The sequence below is a fragment of the Metabacillus kandeliae genome, from assembly GCF_021166585.1.
In the GTDB taxonomy this organism is placed as follows: Bacteria; Bacillota; Bacilli; order Bacillales; family Bacillaceae; genus Metabacillus_B; species Metabacillus_B kandeliae.
This window is the reverse complement of sequence record NZ_JAJOZE010000001.1, coordinates 1,233,214-1,249,047: the sequence shown is the minus strand read 5'-3', so window position 1 is coordinate 1,249,047 and position 15,834 is coordinate 1,233,214. Positions and strand designations below refer to the sequence as shown.

At 45.6% G+C, this 15,834-nt stretch carries 11 protein-coding genes; 8 read left to right on the top strand and 3 right to left on the bottom strand.

What is annotated here, in order from left to right; translation table 11 throughout:
- Positions 1 to 307 precede the first annotated feature (307 nt).
- Positions 308 to 2,062, bottom strand: coding sequence for a gamma-glutamyltransferase (ggt, locus tag LRR81_RS06315; protein WP_231788427.1), 1,755 nt, complete (start codon positions 2,060 to 2,062; stop codon positions 308 to 310).
- Between the two features lie 254 nt (positions 2,063 to 2,316).
- On the opposite strand from ggt, the gene egtB reads away from it, so the two are divergent.
- A complete protein-coding gene (egtB, locus tag LRR81_RS06310; protein ID WP_231788426.1) occupies positions 2,317 to 3,579 on the top strand; it encodes an ergothioneine biosynthesis protein EgtB in 1,263 nt (420 codons plus the stop codon).
- Between the two features lie 45 nt (positions 3,580 to 3,624).
- On the opposite strand, the gene LRR81_RS06305 is transcribed toward egtB, so the two are convergent.
- Positions 3,625 to 5,121: a peptide MFS transporter gene (locus tag LRR81_RS06305; RefSeq protein ID WP_456299366.1), complete on the bottom strand. Its 1,497-nt coding sequence runs from the start codon at positions 5,119 to 5,121 to the stop codon at positions 3,625 to 3,627.
- Positions 5,122 to 5,238: 117 nt separating this feature from the next.
- The gene (locus tag LRR81_RS06300; protein ID WP_231788424.1) at positions 5,239 to 6,948 is read right to left on the bottom strand and encodes an Rqc2 family fibronectin-binding protein; all 1,710 of its coding nucleotides are present in this window, start codon (positions 6,946 to 6,948) and stop codon (positions 5,239 to 5,241) included.
- A 223-nt stretch (positions 6,949 to 7,171) separates the two neighbouring features.
- On the opposite strand from LRR81_RS06300, the gene LRR81_RS06295 reads away from it, so the two are divergent.
- The 7 genes from LRR81_RS06295 to priA all read left to right on the top strand — a co-directional run bounded on the left by LRR81_RS06295 (position 7,172) and on the right by priA (position 15,787).
- On the top strand, positions 7,172 to 9,847 hold the full coding sequence (locus tag LRR81_RS06295; RefSeq protein WP_231788423.1) for a calcium-translocating P-type ATPase, SERCA-type: 2,676 nt from the start codon (positions 7,172 to 7,174) through the stop codon (positions 9,845 to 9,847).
- 83 nt (positions 9,848 to 9,930) lie between these two features.
- Positions 9,931 to 10,806: a YicC/YloC family endoribonuclease gene (locus LRR81_RS06290; RefSeq protein ID WP_231788422.1), complete on the top strand. Its 876-nt coding sequence runs from the start codon at positions 9,931 to 9,933 to the stop codon at positions 10,804 to 10,806.
- 74 nt (positions 10,807 to 10,880) lie between these two features.
- Positions 10,881 to 11,144 (top strand): extracellular matrix/biofilm regulator RemA, encoded by a 264-nt coding sequence (gene remA / locus LRR81_RS06285; protein WP_231788421.1) that lies wholly within the window; start codon positions 10,881 to 10,883, stop codon positions 11,142 to 11,144.
- Between the two features lie 14 nt (positions 11,145 to 11,158).
- On the top strand, positions 11,159 to 11,773 hold the full coding sequence (gene gmk, locus LRR81_RS06280) for a guanylate kinase (protein WP_231788420.1): 615 nt from the start codon (positions 11,159 to 11,161) through the stop codon (positions 11,771 to 11,773).
- A 3-nt stretch (positions 11,774 to 11,776) separates the two neighbouring features.
- A complete protein-coding gene (rpoZ, locus tag LRR81_RS06275; RefSeq protein WP_231788419.1) occupies positions 11,777 to 11,983 on the top strand; it encodes a DNA-directed RNA polymerase subunit omega in 207 nt (68 codons plus the stop codon).
- 178 nt (positions 11,984 to 12,161) lie between these two features.
- Positions 12,162 to 13,373 (top strand): bifunctional phosphopantothenoylcysteine decarboxylase/phosphopantothenate--cysteine ligase CoaBC, encoded by a 1,212-nt coding sequence (gene coaBC, locus LRR81_RS06270; protein WP_231788418.1) that lies wholly within the window; start codon positions 12,162 to 12,164, stop codon positions 13,371 to 13,373.
- The gene (gene priA, locus LRR81_RS06265) at positions 13,370 to 15,787 is read left to right on the top strand and encodes a primosomal protein N' (RefSeq protein WP_231788417.1); all 2,418 of its coding nucleotides are present in this window, start codon (positions 13,370 to 13,372) and stop codon (positions 15,785 to 15,787) included. Before coaBC ends, priA begins: the two co-directional genes overlap by 4 nt.
- Positions 15,788 to 15,834 lie beyond the last annotated feature (47 nt).

Sequence of the window (15,834 nt, the reverse complement as noted above, 5' to 3'; positions counted from 1 at the left end):
CGGATTTAAGTGAATTATTCCTCTAATCGTTCGGGTTTTTATTTTGTTTAATTAGATTTTATTCTTTCTAAGGATCGTAAACCTTAGTGGAATGGGCGGAAGCCACTCAACTCCTGCGGGAAGTAGAGGAAAGGCTGAGACCCCGCAGGCGAAGCCGAGGAGGCTAAAGCCTTCCTCCCCGCGGAAAGGGAGTGGCTGCAGCGCAATGGAACGAACCTGTTCCTACAGCTGAACTATTCATATCAATCAGACATTGTTCGTCTTTGAGGATAGTGGTTTCATTTATGTCCCAGCCCCTTTTTGGTTATTAATGAATTCCTATGGCAGCTCCATTGCGGCTTGAGTCGGCAGCTCCTTTATAGCGGCCGTCTTTGCCGTTTATTTCGATTGCCTGCACATTACCGATTTCTTCAGGGTCAGCCGTAAAGTGATGGCCCATGCTGTTGAGCTTTCCAATAGTTTCTTCTGGAATACCGGATTCCCTTGAATAAGTGCTTAGACTGCTAGTATAAATTCTAGGCTCTTCTATGGCTTTTTTCAGCTCCATGCCATAGTCCAGTTTATTAATAATAGTCTGAAGAACAGAAGCAATGATGGTTGGTCCTCCCGGAGAGCCGACCGACAGGACAGGTTTGCCGTTTTTGAAAACGATTGTCGGGCTCATGCTGCTGAGCGGGCGTTTATTTGGATGGACTTCATTAGCCCCTCCAGGTACCGCATCAAAGTCAGTCAGCTCATTGTTCAGCATAAATCCATAGCCTGGCACCATGATGCCTGTGCCGAATACCTGTTCAATGGTCGTTGTATAGGAAACAATATTGCCCCATTTGTCTGCAACAGTAAAATGGGTTGTCTGGCCGATGGCTTTGCTGTCAGCTTTTGCTGCTTCATCATAATTCGGCTTCCCATTTTGGTATTTCCATGGATCACCGGCTTTTGGAGATGTATTAACTTTATTCAGCGAAATCAGTTTTTGCCGTTCTGCTATATAGCGCGGGTCGAGCAGTCCTTTAACTGGAACCTTCACAAACTCTGGATCTCCTGCATAAACAGCTCTGTCTGCATAAGAGAGGTGCATGGCCTCTGACAGCAGGTGATACTTCTGCCATGAATCAGCAGAATATGAGGAAAGGTTATAGCTGTCCAATAATTTCAGCATTTGCAAAAGGAAAATTCCTCCGGAGCTTGGGGGAGGCATACTTGCGATTTCATAGCCTTTGTAATCGCCATAGATGGGCTTGTCCCATGTAATATCGTATTTGCGCAAGTCCTTTTTACTGAGCGAACCGCCGTATTTCTGCACTTCCTTCGCTAGTGCTGTACCGATTTTCCCTTTATACAAGGCATCCGGGCCCTCTTTTTGAATCATCCTGAACGTTTTCGCCAAGTCCTTTTGAACAAGCTTGTCGCCTTCCTTCAGCGGCACGCCGTTCGGTACAAATACTTTGCCAGCAGCTGATCGCATTAATTTTTCTTTATTATCGGCAATGGCTTTTGCTAAAACAGAGTCAATAGTGAAGCCGTGGTCGGCAAGCTTTACAGAAGGAGCAATCAACTTTTTCATCGGCATGGTTCCAAAGCGCCTTAGGGCAGCATCCAAGCCCTTCAGCGTGCCTGGCACACCAACCGCATTTCCTTGAATGTGACGCTTGGCAAACGGGATGGGCTCTCCGTTGCTGTCTAGAAACATATCTGTGCTTGCCCCAGCCGGAGCACGCTCTCTGCTGTCTACAATAGTTGTTTTTTTGCGCTTTGCATCATACACCATCATAAATCCGCCGCCGCCGATTCCTGACATCATCGGCTCTGTCGTATTCAGGGCAAACTGGATCGCAGCCGCCGCATCAACGGCATTGCCGCCTTTTTTCAATACATCTGCGCCAATTTTCGAAGCGTAGGGCGTTGCTGAAACGACCATGCCTTTATTGCCAACATCAACCTGTGAAGTGCTGAGATGGGAATGATTCCCTTTAGGTGACGCGTTCGAGCTTGCAGGCAAAAATCCAGTCAGAAGTCCAGCAATTACGGCAGCAAAAAACGTTTTACGAAAGAACGTGTTCATTTTTGTCCTCCTTCAATAGATTGCTTTCTTTTAACCATAGATAGATTGACAGCTAGATTCAAATACAAACCCTCATTATTCAGAATTTTGTGTATATTTTACTCTAAGAGAAAGAGAGAGTAGGAAGATCCTCCTGTTGAAAAAACAGGAATAAATTCTGCTTTTAAATTGGTGTTTTTTATACGGTAAAAGAGGGTAGCAATCAAAGAGCCATTTTGCACAATCAGAGAGCATCAATAAGGGGAGGCGAACCAATGAAAACCGAGCCGCGAACAGATGCCATGCTTATGAAGTTCCAAAGTGTCCGGAATTTCACTGAAAAATTGGCAAAGCCATTAAATACAGAGGATTATGTCATTCAATCCATGGATGATACAAGCCCGCCAAAATGGCACTTAGCCCATACATCCTGGTTTTTTGAAAGGTTCATTCTGAAGCCCTATTTGCCGGATTATCAGGAGATAAATTCAGCTTTTGATTATTTATTTAATTCTTACTATGAAACGATCGGGCCTTTTCACCCGAGAAATGCGAGAGGTTTAATTACCAGGCCTTCCGTTGAAGAGGTTTTCGCTTATCGAAAGCATGTGAATGAAGGTATTCAAAGACTTCTGAGCACAGAGGCTGAAAGCTCTGCTAACATACTTGAACTGCTGGAAATCGGGCTGCAGCACGAACAGCAGCATCAGGAGCTTCTGTTAACAGATGTCAAATACAATTTTTCATGCAATCCGCTGCTTCCGGTTTATCAGGAAAGACCATACAGCGAATCACCCGGCGAGAGCCCGCTCTATTATATTGACGTTAACGGAGGACTGACCGAAACAGGAACAGATCAGGGACCGGCATTTTCTTTTGATAATGAAAGACCAAGGCATAAAGAATGGCTCGAAGATTTTGCGATTGCTTCAAGGCCTGTAACGAACAGGGAATATCTTCAGTTCATAGAAGATAAAGGCTATGAAAAACCGGAAATTTGGCTGTCAGACGGCTGGTCTCTGGTAAAAAAAGAAAACTGGCAGGGGCCGCTTTATTGGTTTAAAAAAGAGGAAGAATGGCATTACTTTACTCTGAATGGCGTGAGAAGGGTAAATCTATCAGAGCCTGTCTGCCATGTCAGTTATTTTGAAGCAGATGCTTACGCAAGGTGGGCAGGTAAGAGGCTGCCGACAGAAGCGGAATGGGAGCATGCGATGCGGGAGTCAGAAGTGGAGGGGAACTTTGCGGAAAACGGTCACTGCCATCCAGCCTGCGGCAAGAAGGATAGCGGGATTCAGCAGGCATACGGTGATGTGTGGGAATGGACAATGAGCCCTTATGTTTCTTATCCCGGGAGCAGGCCCCTTGAAGGCGCGCTCGGTGAATACAATGCTAAGTTTATGTCAGGACAGATGGTGCTGCGCGGAGGTTCCTGTGCAACATCCTCATCACATATCCGCCTCACATATCGGAATTTCTTTCAGCCGGAAAAAAGATGGCAGTTCAGCGGGATCCGTCTGGCAGATGACAGGAAATAAAAAGAAGCAGGATCACATTTGGTGTGATCCTGCTTCTTTCGGGTTTTACTGAATGCCCTGCATCAATTTTTTGATAGCTGGTGAGACCGCAAATAGGATCAGTCCAAGTGCCAGTGCAATCAAACCAATGATGGTAAAGTACATGACTTCATTATCAAACGTGTACAGCTGGACAATCTGTGCGTTAATGCCCTGTGCAGCAGCATTTGATAAGAACCAAAGGCTCATCGTCTGAGCTGAAAAGGCAGCAGGAGCGAGCTTTGTAGTGGCAGAAAGGCCGACAGGTGAAAGGCAAAGCTCGCCGATTACGCAAAGCAGAAAGCTTAGTACAAGCCATAATGGATTAAACAGAGTATCCGTTCCGTTCACAATGGCCGGTACCAACAGAACCAGGAAGGAAAGACCGGCAAAAATCAGTCCAAGAGAAAATTTTCTTGGAGTAGAAGGCTGCCTGTCTCCAAGCTTCATCCAGAGCCAGGCGAATACTGGAGCGAGCACAATGATGAACAGAGGATTCACAGACTGAAACCAGGAAGATTCAATCTTCAATCCCAGAAAATTGAGCTCTGTTCTTTTATCAGCAATAACGGCAAGAATAGTTGATCCTTGTTCCTGAATTGCCCAGAAAATAACAGAAGCAATGAACAATGGAATGTAAGCAAGCAAACGGGATTTCTCAACAGGAGTTGTCTTGCTGCTTCTGTACATCACAACAAAATAAGCTATAGGAATAAAAATGGAAAGAATCGTAACGAGATTAATAAAGCTGTCGATTGTCAGGATACCAGCATAGGAAAAGATGACTCCAAGAACAATCAGCACAGCGCCGGCAGCGCCAATACCAGCATATATTTTTCCTTTTAAGTGTTCAGGAAGCGGATTTGGCACCTCGTTGCCAGCGTTCCCAATATTCTTTTTCTTCGTTGCCATAAAGACAATAAGGCCAAGAAACATACCGATGGCAGCAAGGCCGAAACCTAAGTGGTAATTGTACTTTTGACCGACTGTTCCAACAACAAGCGGTGCCACAAATGCCCCAAGGTTAACACCCATATAAAAGATGCTGAAGCCGGAATCGCGTCTGTTGTCTGTTTTGGAATAAAGACTGCCGACTACATTGGATACATTCGGCTTTAAAAGGCCTGTACCAAGGACAATCAGCACCATTGAAGCAAACAGTCCTGTGAGTCCGACAGGGAGAGCTAAAGCAATATGCCCAAGCATGATCAGCACACCGCCAAGGAAGACTGTTCTTGTGCTTCCTGCCAGTCTGTCGGCAATCCATCCTCCAATAATGCCTGACATATAAACGAGGGAACCATAAATGGAAACAATGGCAGTTGCTGTGGACTGATCAATGCCCAGCCCGCCTTTTGTAACCTCGGTATACATGTAATAAACTAAGATGGCTTTCATTCCATAGTAGGAAAAACGCTCCCAAAATTCTGTGAAAAATAGCGTGAATAAGCCTTTAGGGTGTCCGAAAAACCCTCTATCGACAGCGCTTTCATTTGGGAATGGCTCTTTTTTGCCCATAAACATACCTCCTTTATATTCACTGACTATCATACTAATATATTAATAATATTGTCAAAAAATTTTTAAAAAGGGATATATAAAGTAAAAAGATGCCATTTCAACTGGCATCTTTATTATTCTCTATTTCTTTTTTAACTTTTTCACCATATCTTCATCAGGTGTCACAAAAACTGTCTGCTGATTGTCATAAATCACATAGCCCGGCTTTGAGCCATTCGGCTTTTTTACATGCCTGACAAGTGTATAGTCGACAGGGACAGAGCTTGAACTTCTTGCTTTGCTGAAGTAGGCGGCAAGATTGGCAGCATCCAAAATGCTTTCGTCGCTTGGTGTTTTGCTGCGGATGACAACATGCGAGCCTGGTATATCTTTCGTATGAAACCAAAGTTCATCCCGCGCAGCTGCTTTTGTTGTCAGGTACTCGTTCTGCTTATTATTTTTCCCGATCCAAATTTCCGTGCCGTCTTTTGCCTCATATTTCTCCAGAACAGGCGGAGCATTTTTCTTTTTCTTGACCTGCTTGCCCTGCCTCTTTTTTAAATATCCGCCTTCTGCCAGTTCCTCTCTTATTTCTTCGATATCCCTTGGAGAGGCTGTTTCGAGCTGCTGAAGCAATCCTTCGAAATAAAGAATTTCCAGTTCTGCTAGCCTGATTTGTTCTTCTGTGAACGCAACGGATTTTTTTTGCTTCTGATATTTGCTGTAATAGCTTTGGGCGTTTTCGGATGGTGTTTTCTGAGGATTTAAAGGGATGTCCAGCATCTCCTGATTTTCATCATAGTAGTTTAGGACACTTGCTATTTTATCTCCTTTTTTTACAGCATGCATATTTGCTGTCAGAAGCTCGCCGTACAGCTGCAGTTTATCTGAATTTTTCGCGTCCTGCAGGGATAGCTGCAGTTTTTTAATTTTGCCTTTATTTTTTTTGAGTTCATTTACAATATACCGCTCAAGGTCGTGCCCCTGCTGCTTTACACGGTCTCTGTCAGCTTTTTGAAAATAGTAGCGGTCAAGCATCATGCTGAGGGAAGGAAAGGTTTTTCTGTCCCCTTTAATGTGCTCCAGATTTATAAAATAGAAGTAATCCTTGCTGCCGGAGATGATGACGGGATGAAAGATGCCTGTTCTAATCTCTTCCATAAATCCTTCAAAAGCTTCAGGAAGGGTGGTTCTGTTGGCAAGTCCTGCTCTATGAACCACTTCTTTTGCTGCCAGCGGAGAAAAACCGGCAAAAGCGCCGACTAGCTGCTGATCAAGTTTTCCGGCCATATAATCTATTTTTTTTGCTGCATCTTCAGCAGAAGCATGCAGCGGATCTGCTTTATTCTGAGACGGCGGGGATACATAATCAAAGCCAGGCAATACCGTTCTATAGCTGTTTACAGATGGAGGCAGATGCTTGATGCTGTCTAAAATGATGCCGCGCTCTGCATCTGTCAGGATGATATTGGAATGCTTGCCCATAATTTCTACAATCAGCTTCTTGTGTGTCAAATCCCCCAGTTCATTTCTGACTCTGATATGGAAGGTGACTGTTCTTTCCATCTCTTCCTGCTCAACAAGTTCGATGACGCCGCCTTCAATATACTTCCTGAGAAGCATGCAGAACATCGGAGGATCGCTCGGGTTCTCATACTGTTCTTCTGTCAGATGAATCCTCGCGTAGCTTGGGTGAGCGGAAACAAGCAGTTTATGATTTTTGCCTGCTGCTCTGACAGCGATGATCAGTTCGTTTTTGTAGGGCTGGTGGATTCTTGTGATTTTTCCGTTTTCAAGTGTTTGTTTTAATTCTTTTACCATTGCATATGTGAATAAGCCATCAAATGACATGAATGCTACACCTTCTTTGCAGTTTCAGACCGGAAGCCCGGACAATCAAGCTTTTATTTTACCCGTCAGAAGGGCGTTCAGGCAAGCCCCCCGGGATAATGCCGGCATCTTTATTATCATAGCATTTTTCTGGACGAGTCTGAATAAGCTTGCCTTAAGAGGGCTGCTTTTATAGTAAGGCCAGCTGCAGGAAAATAACGGGGCAAGGGGTGCAGGTGATTTCATGAAATGGCACAATATGGGAGCAGAAGAAGTCATAGAGGCAATGCAGTCGGACGGCCGCAGCGGCTTGTCAGAAAAGGAAGCGCACAGGCGCCAGACACAGTTCGGCAGCAACGAATTACAAGAAGCAGAAAAAACGCCGGCCATCCTTGTCTTTTTAAACCAGTTCAAGGACTTTATGGTTTTAGTGCTGCTTGGTGCGACGCTGATCTCAGGCTTTCTTGGAGAATACATTGATGCGGTCGCCATCGTAGCGATTATTTTTTTGAACGGCATAATGGGGTTTATACAGGAGCGAAAGGCTGAAAAGTCGCTTGATGCTTTAAAAGAGCTTTCTGCTCCGCATGCTGCAGTACTGAGGGATGGAGTATGGGACAAGATTCCTTCAAAAGAGCTTGTGCCTGGCGATATTATAAAATTCGGCAGCGGCGACAGAATTGGAGCTGATGTGCGGCTATTAGAATCAAAAAGTCTTGAAATGGAGGAGTCCGCACTGACAGGAGAGTCGCTGCCCGTCCAAAAATCAGTTGCGGCTATTGAAAAAGAAGGAGCGGGGCTTGGCGACTTAACGAACATGGCGTTTATGGGAACACTAGTCACAAGAGGAAGCGGAACGGGTCTTGTCGTGGCGACAGGAATGAAAACGGCCATGGGAAGAATTGCCGATTTGCTGCAGACAGCAGAAACCATGATCACTCCCTTGCAGAGAAGGCTTGAACAGCTTGGGAAAATACTGATTATCGTTGCTCTTTTGCTGACTTTTATCGTAGTTCTGGCAGGCGTCATGCATGGACAGGAGCTGTACAGCATGTTTTTAGCAGGCGTCTCTTTAGCTGTTGCAGCAATTCCGGAAGGGCTTCCCGCTATTGTGACAGTAGCTCTTTCACTCGGCGTTCAGAGGATGATCAAGCAAAAATCCATTGTCCGGAAACTCCCGGCTGTTGAAACCCTTGGCTGTGCCTCTGTGATCTGCTCAGACAAAACTGGCACACTGACGCAAAATAAAATGACTGTAACAGACATTTGGGCTGGCGGGAGAACGTGGAAAGTAAGCGGTACAGGCTTTGATGCGAGAGGGGATTTTTTCTTTAATGAGAAGCCGGTAAAACCTGCAAGTGATAAAACACTGCAGCAGATCTTAACGTTCGGGCTGCTTTGCAATACGGCTGAACTGAATGAAATTGACGGGGAAACAAGGCTTGACGGAGACCCGACAGAAGGCGCCCTTCTTGTCGCGGCCTTGAAAGCGGGACTCACAAGAGCTGCTATGCAGCAAAGCTTCACTGTTATTGAAGAATTCCCTTTTGATTCTGTCAGGAAGATGATGAGTGTTGTTGTTGAGGACAAGTCCGGGAAGAGATTTATCGTTACAAAAGGTGCGCCTGATGTTCTTCTTAAACTTTCCAGGCAGGTGCTTTGGGAGGAAAAGCAGCTTCCGCTTGCATCCATGCATGAAAAACGCATAGCTGAAGCGATTGAAACAATGGCTTCAAAAGCGCTGAGAACGATCGCTGTCGCATTCAAGCCTGTCGATAAAAACAGGCCAGCGAGTCAGCTGGAGGCAGAAAAGGATTTGATTTTTGCAGGTTTGCAGGGAATGATCGATCCGCCAAGACCTGAAGCAAAGCAGGCAATCAAAGAGTGCAGGGATGCCGGGATTAAAACAGTGATGATTACAGGAGATCATGCCGCCACAGCGCGCGCCATCGCCAAACAGCTGAACCTTCTCCCTCCGAATGGAAAAGTGATGGAAGGAAAGACATTAGCGGCAATGAGTGTGGAAGAGCTGGAGGAAGCGGTAGATGATATATACGTTTTTGCAAGAGTATCTCCTGAGGATAAGCTGAAAATCGTTAAATCGCTGCAGAAAAGAGGCCATATTGTAGCCATGACTGGGGACGGAGTTAATGATGCTCCGGCGATTAAAGCGGCTGATATCGGCATCTCAATGGGAATCACCGGGACGGACGTGGCAAAGGAAGCCTCCGCGCTCGTGCTTGTTGATGATAATTTCGCCACCATCAAGTCAGCTATTAGAGAAGGAAGAAACATTTATGAAAACATCCGGAAATTTATCCGCTATCTCTTGGCATCAAATGTCGGTGAAATACTTGTTATGCTTTTCGCCATGCTGCTCAGCCTTCCGCTTCCGCTCATCCCAATTCAGATTCTTTGGGTGAACCTTGTGACAGACGGACTCCCGGCAATGGCGCTTGGACTGGATCAGCCAGAAGGGGATTTGATGAGCAGGAAGCCAAGGCATCCAAAGGAAGGGGTCTTTGCGCGCAGCCTCGGCTGGAAGGTTGTTTCAAGGGGCTTTTTAATCGGAGCTGTCACCCTTATGGCCTTCATGTTTATCTATTACAAAGATCCTTCAAGACTCGCTTACGCTCAGACCATCGCGTTTGCAACACTTGTTATGGCGCAGCTGATCCATGTTTTTGACTGCAGAAGCGAATCGTCCATTTTTGACCGCAATCCATTTGGCAATGTGTATCTGCTCTGGGCCGTTCTTTCGTCCATTCTGCTTATGCTTATTGTCATCTATTATCCGCCGCTTCAGCCGGTTTTTAAAACCATCGCCATAGAGCCAAGGGACTGGATGCTTGTTCTCGGAATGGCTTCACTGCCAACATTTTTGCTGGCGGGTTCACTTTTAACAAGAAAAAGATCGTAACATATGGTATAATTCACAAGGTAATAGAGTCAATCTATTACCTTTTCTATTCTACAGACTGATAAACGCGGATGTGATGAAACATGCTTATCAGCATGACCGGATTTGGCAGAGCGGTCCTCGCTTCAGAAGAGAGCACCGTAACAGTGGAACTGAAATCGGTCAATCACCGATTTTGCGATATCAGCATCAAATTGCCTAGACAGCTGATGCCAATTGAGGATAAAATCAAAAAAGTGATTTCAGAATCTGTCCAAAGAGGACGGGTAGAAGCATACATAACCTTAAAAGGGGAGCAGCTTTCAGCTAAAACCCTTAAAATTGACTGGAGCCTTCTGGATCAATTCAGAAAAGCGGCAGCCGAAATGGAAGAGAAATTCGGCCTTTCCGGCGGCATTGCTGCAGCTGACCTTCTGAAGCTGCAGGAAGCTTTTGAAGTCAGTGAAGAGGCTGTTCAGACAGAAGAAAGAGACCGTATGATTTTAGAAGCCGTAAGGAATGCCTGTGACCTTCTTTATCAAATGCGGAAGGAAGAAGGGCGTTTTCTCGAAGAAGAGCTTTTATCCAGGCTTTCTGAGCTTGAAGTTCAGCTCTCTGTTATTGAAGGAAGAGCTCCTCTTGTTGCTGAAGCATACAAAGAAAGGCTCTTTAAGCGGATGGCAGAGTTTATGGACGGGGCAATAGAAGAGAGCAGGATCCTTGCGGAAGCGGCTTTGTTTGCTGAAAAAGCAGACATTACTGAAGAAATAAGCCGGATGAAAAGCCACATGGCCCAGTTCCGTTCAGCATGCCTTGAGAAAGGGCCTGCAGGCAGAAAGCTCGATTTTATCGTGCAGGAGCTGAACAGGGAAGCAAACACCATTGGATCAAAAGCAAATGACAGCATGATTGCTTCCGCCGCAGTAAACCTGAAAAGCCTGATTGAGAAGCTGAAAGAGCAGGTTCAGAACATTGAATAAGAACGGGCTTTTGTTTAGCTTTATGGCAAGAAGGCTAAAATAGAGTTGTTTTATGAACTAGGGGGAACATCTGGATGAGTATTAAATTAATCAATATAGGATTTGGAAATATTGTTTCCGCTAATCGGATCATCTCTATTGTCAGCCCTGAATCTGCCCCGATAAAACGGATCATACAGGATGCCAGGGACAGGGGAATGCTTATTGATGCAACTTACGGCAGAAGAACACGTGCTGTTGTCATCATGGACAGCGACCACATTATCCTTTCTGCAGTTCAGCCGGAAACCGTAGCGCACAGGCTGTCAAACAAGGAAGAGTTAACGGATGAAGGGTAGGTTTTAACGTTATTATGAAAGAAAGAGGCTTGCTGATCGTTCTTTCCGGCCCGTCCGGGGTAGGCAAAGGAACAGTTCGAAAAGAAATTTTTTCTCAGAACAATACGAAATTTGAATATTCTATTTCTGTTACAACAAGAAAACCCCGTGAAGGCGAAGTAGATGGAATGGACTATTTTTTCCGCTCAAGAGAAGAGTTTGAAGAAATGATTAAGAACAGCCGCCTGCTGGAATGGGCTGAGTATGTGGGGAATTACTACGGTACCCCGATAGATTATGTAGAGAAAACACTGAGCGAAGGCAAAGATGTTTTTCTTGAAATTGAAGTTCAGGGTGCATTTCAGGTAAGAAACGCATTCCCGGAAGGACTGTTTATCTTCCTGGCGCCGCCGAGCCTGTCTGAACTGAAAAACAGGATTGTGACACGCGGCACAGAATCGGTTGAACTGATTGAAAACCGCATGAAAGTGGCCAAAGAAGAAATCGAATTGATGGACGCTTACGATTATGTAGTAGAGAACGACCACGTGGAAAAAGCTTGCGAGCGCATTAATGCAATCGTTGTAGCAGAGCACTGCCGCAGAGACAGAGTTGCTGTGCGGTACAAAAAAATGCTGGAGGCTGAATAACCTATGCTAGATCCATCAATTGATTCATTGATGAAGAAATTGGATTCAAAATATACCCTTGTTTCTGTTGCGTCAAAACGGGCAAGAGAAATGCAGAACAACCACGATCAGCAGATCATTAAGCCTAAATCCCATAAATTTGTGGGAAAAGCGCTGGAAGAGATCGAAGCAGGGCTTTTAACCTTTGAAGTGCGGGAAGAGCAGCAATAATGATGGAAAATAACAGCCCGTTAAGGGGTTGTTATTTTTTATTTGAAGAAATTTACCTCTGAAAGCTGATGTCAAAAAAGTTGTTGCCTGCTGTAATATGCGGTAGATTTACAGATAGATTCAGCTGCAAAAGAACGGGCGGAAAAATTCCCGGCATAAAGGAGAAGGGGGAGTAATGATGGGAAAAGGGAAAAATATTTTACTGTGCGTTTCAGGAGGCATTGCGGTATACAAAGCTGCAGCATTGACAAGCAAGCTGGCACAGGCTGGTTATGAAGTAAAAGTCATTATGAGCCAGTCCGCGATGGAGTTCGTTCAGCCTCTTACCTTCCAGGCATTGTCAAGAAATGATGTGTATTTTGATACGTTTGACGAAAAAGACTCCAGTGTGATTGCCCATATTGATCTTGCTGACTGGGCGGACCTTGTTCTTCTGGCTCCTGCAACAGCGAATGCCATTGGAAAGCTTGCAAACGGCATTGCCGACAATATGCTGACAACTGTCCTGCTTGCTGCCACATCCCCGGTATGGATTGCTCCTGCTATGAATGTCCACATGTACGATCATCCTGCAGTCAAAAAGAATATCCAGACCTTAAGTGATTGGGGATATGGATTTATAGAACCGAGCGAAGGTTTTCTTGCCTGCGGTTATGTTGGTAAAGGAAGGCTTGAAGAGCCTGAAAATATTGTCAAGCTGGTTGATGCCCATTTTCGGCCTGGACAAGGCGGGCTGCTTGCCGGGAAGAAAGTGCTCGTTACAGCGGGACCGACGGTTGAACAGCTCGATCCTGTGCGTTATTTCTCAAACAAATCAACTGGGAAAATGGGGTATGCCATCGCTGAAAAAGCGGCTGAGATGGGTGCTGAGGTGACACTCGTATCAGGACCGACCCATTTGGCCCCTCCGCATGGGATAAGCCTTGTTTCAGTCGAAACCGCTCTAGAGATGCATGAGGCTGTGACCGGACGTTTTCCCGAGCAGGACCTTGTGATTAAGTCTGCTGCAGTGGCTGATTACAAGCCTGCAGAAACCTTTGAACACAAAGTTAAAAAACAGGATGGCATGCTTTCTGTTCCGATGGAGCGGACGCCGGATATTTTAAAAAGCTTAGGAGAGCAGAAGCAGCACCAGATATTAATCGGGTTTGCTGCTGAAACTCAGTCTGTTGATCTATATGCCAAAAAAAAGCTGGAAGCCAAAAACCTGGACATGATTGTTTCAAATAATATTACTGCTGAAGGAGCAGGGTTTGGAACGGAAACAAATCTCGTTACCTTCCATTTCAAAGACGGCTCCCGCAGAGACCTTCCGCTTTTATCCAAGAAGGAGGTTGCAAAAGAGCTTTTAATAGAAGCTCGGCGCCTTCTGGAAGGAAGATTTCAGTGAAAATTGCCAGTGTAATTGTCGACGTTCCGGCGATGCAGACAGACAGGCCATTTGATTATAAAATTCCTGAGAAATGGAGCGGCCTCATTGTACCAGGCATGAGGGTCATCGTTCCCTTTGGGCCGAGGAAGGTGCAGGGCTTTATTTTGGAACTCAAAGACCATTCAGAGCATAAAAGGCTTAAATCCATCGAGGAACTGACAGATTTGACGCCATCTTTGACGCCTGAACTGCTTGAGCTCGGAAATTGGCTTACTGAGAAGACGCTTTGCTTTAAAGTATCTGCTTTTCAGGCGATGCTTCCGTCTGCCATGAAAGCGAAATACGATAAAGTAATCAAGCTTGGAGCAGCCGCTGAAATAAAAGATCTCCCGGAGGACCTTCAGAAGGCATTTTCGGAAAAGGGGCAGCTTGACTGGAAGGAAGCGGATCAGCACGGTTTTTTTAAGCAGGTGCAAAAGGCGCTGGAAAAGGGACATCTGGAAACAGTTTATCAGGTGGCCCAAAAAGGGCGGCAGAAGCAGGCCAGATATTTGACAGGCAATTTAACAGAAAGTGAGCTGCTGCTGGCGATTGAGGAAATGCCGCAGAAGGCAGAAAAGCAGAAAGCGGTTCTGGAGTGCTTTCTCCCGGATGGGAAGCAGCTTCTGACACAGCAGGAGATCAAGCAGCTGACAGGCTGTTCAGATGCGGTGATTCGCACGCTTGTTAAAAAAGATATGCTGAAAGAAACGTTTAAGGAGGTTTACCGCGATCCTTATGCCGGCAGAGATTTTATAAAAACAGAGGCGCTTGAGCTGACAGCAGAACAGGCTGAAGCGATTTCTCCAGTGCTTAAAACCATTGAGGAAAACAGGCATGAAGTCTTCTTATTGTATGGCATCACAGGAAGCGGAAAAACCGAGATTTACCTGCAATCCATTGAAGAGGTTCTGAAAAAAGGGAAAGAAGCGATCGTTCTGGTTCCTGAAATCTCTTTGACCCCTCAGATGGTGAATCGTTTTAAGGGCAGATTCGGCTCGCTTGTTGCAGTGCTTCACAGCGGTCTGTCCATTGGAGAAAAATATGACGAGTGGCGGAAAATCCAGCGTAAGGAAGTCAAGCTGGTTGTCGGCGCGCGCTCTGCTGTTTTTGCTCCATTTGAAAACCTTGGAATGATCATTATTGATGAAGAGCATGAAAGCAGTTATAAGCAAGAAGAAAACCCCCGGTACCATGCAAGAGATGCTGCTATTCACAGGGCTGAAAAGCACCATTGTCCAGTTATACTCGGCAGTGCCACTCCTGCTCTGGAATCCTTTGCAAGGGCCCAAAAAGGAGTCTATACTCTGCTTGAACTGAAGGAAAGGGTTAATAAGAGGGCTCTTCCAGCCGTAGAGCTTGTCGATATGCGGGAGGAACTTCGAAGCGGCAACAGAAGCATGTTTTCCGAAAGCTTGTTTTCCAAGCTGAAGGACAGGCTGGAAAAAGGCCACCAAACCGTATTGTTCCTGAATAAACGGGGCTACTCTTCCTTTGTCATGTGCAGAGACTGCGGGTATGTGATTGGGTGTCCGCATTGTGACATTTCGCTTACCTATCATCGAAAAGGGCAGCAAATGAAATGCCACTATTGCGGTTATGAAGAATTTGCCCCTGCAACATGCCCTGAATGCAGCAGCAAGCATATCCGTTTTTTCGGAACAGGGACGCAAAGAGTTGAAGAGGAACTGACTTCAGTGCTTCCAGAAGCAAGAGTCATCAGGATGGATGTGGATACCACTTCCCGAAAAGGAGCGCATGAAAGGCTCCTGTCAAGCTTTGGCAAGGGAGAAGCGGATATTCTCCTTGGCACGCAAATGATTGCCAAGGGGCTTGACTTTCCGAACGTTACACTGGTCGGGGTGCTGGCTGCCGATACAATGCTTCATTTGCCTGATTTCAGAGCAGCCGAAAAAACCTTTCAGCTGCTGACACAGGTAAGCGGCAGAGCCGGAAGGCATGAATTGTCGGGGGAAGTGGTTATTCAAACGTATACTCCTGGCCATTATAGTATTGAGAAAACAAAACAGCATGACTACCTGGAATTCTATGATACCGAAATGGCTGCAAGGAAGCTGCATTCTTATCCGCCGTTTTACTATCTTGCTGTCATCAATGTTTCGCACCCGGAGATTGCCAAAACGGTTTCGGTTACGGAGAAGATTGTTCAGTATTTAAAAGGAACTGTAGAAAGCGGTACAATCATTCTCGGCCCGGTTTCTTCGCCGATTCCAAGGATCAACAATAGATACCGGTACCAATGCATGATAAAATACAAGCGGGAAAAAAATCTGCCTGAAACACTGAAGCAGATATTGGAGCGGTTTCAGCAGGAAATGCAGCAGGAAGATCTGCTGATTTCCATCGATATGAACCCGCAAAATATGATGTAAATGCCCAAAGAACATGACAGGCTCCCTAAAAGGAGCCTACATTCGTT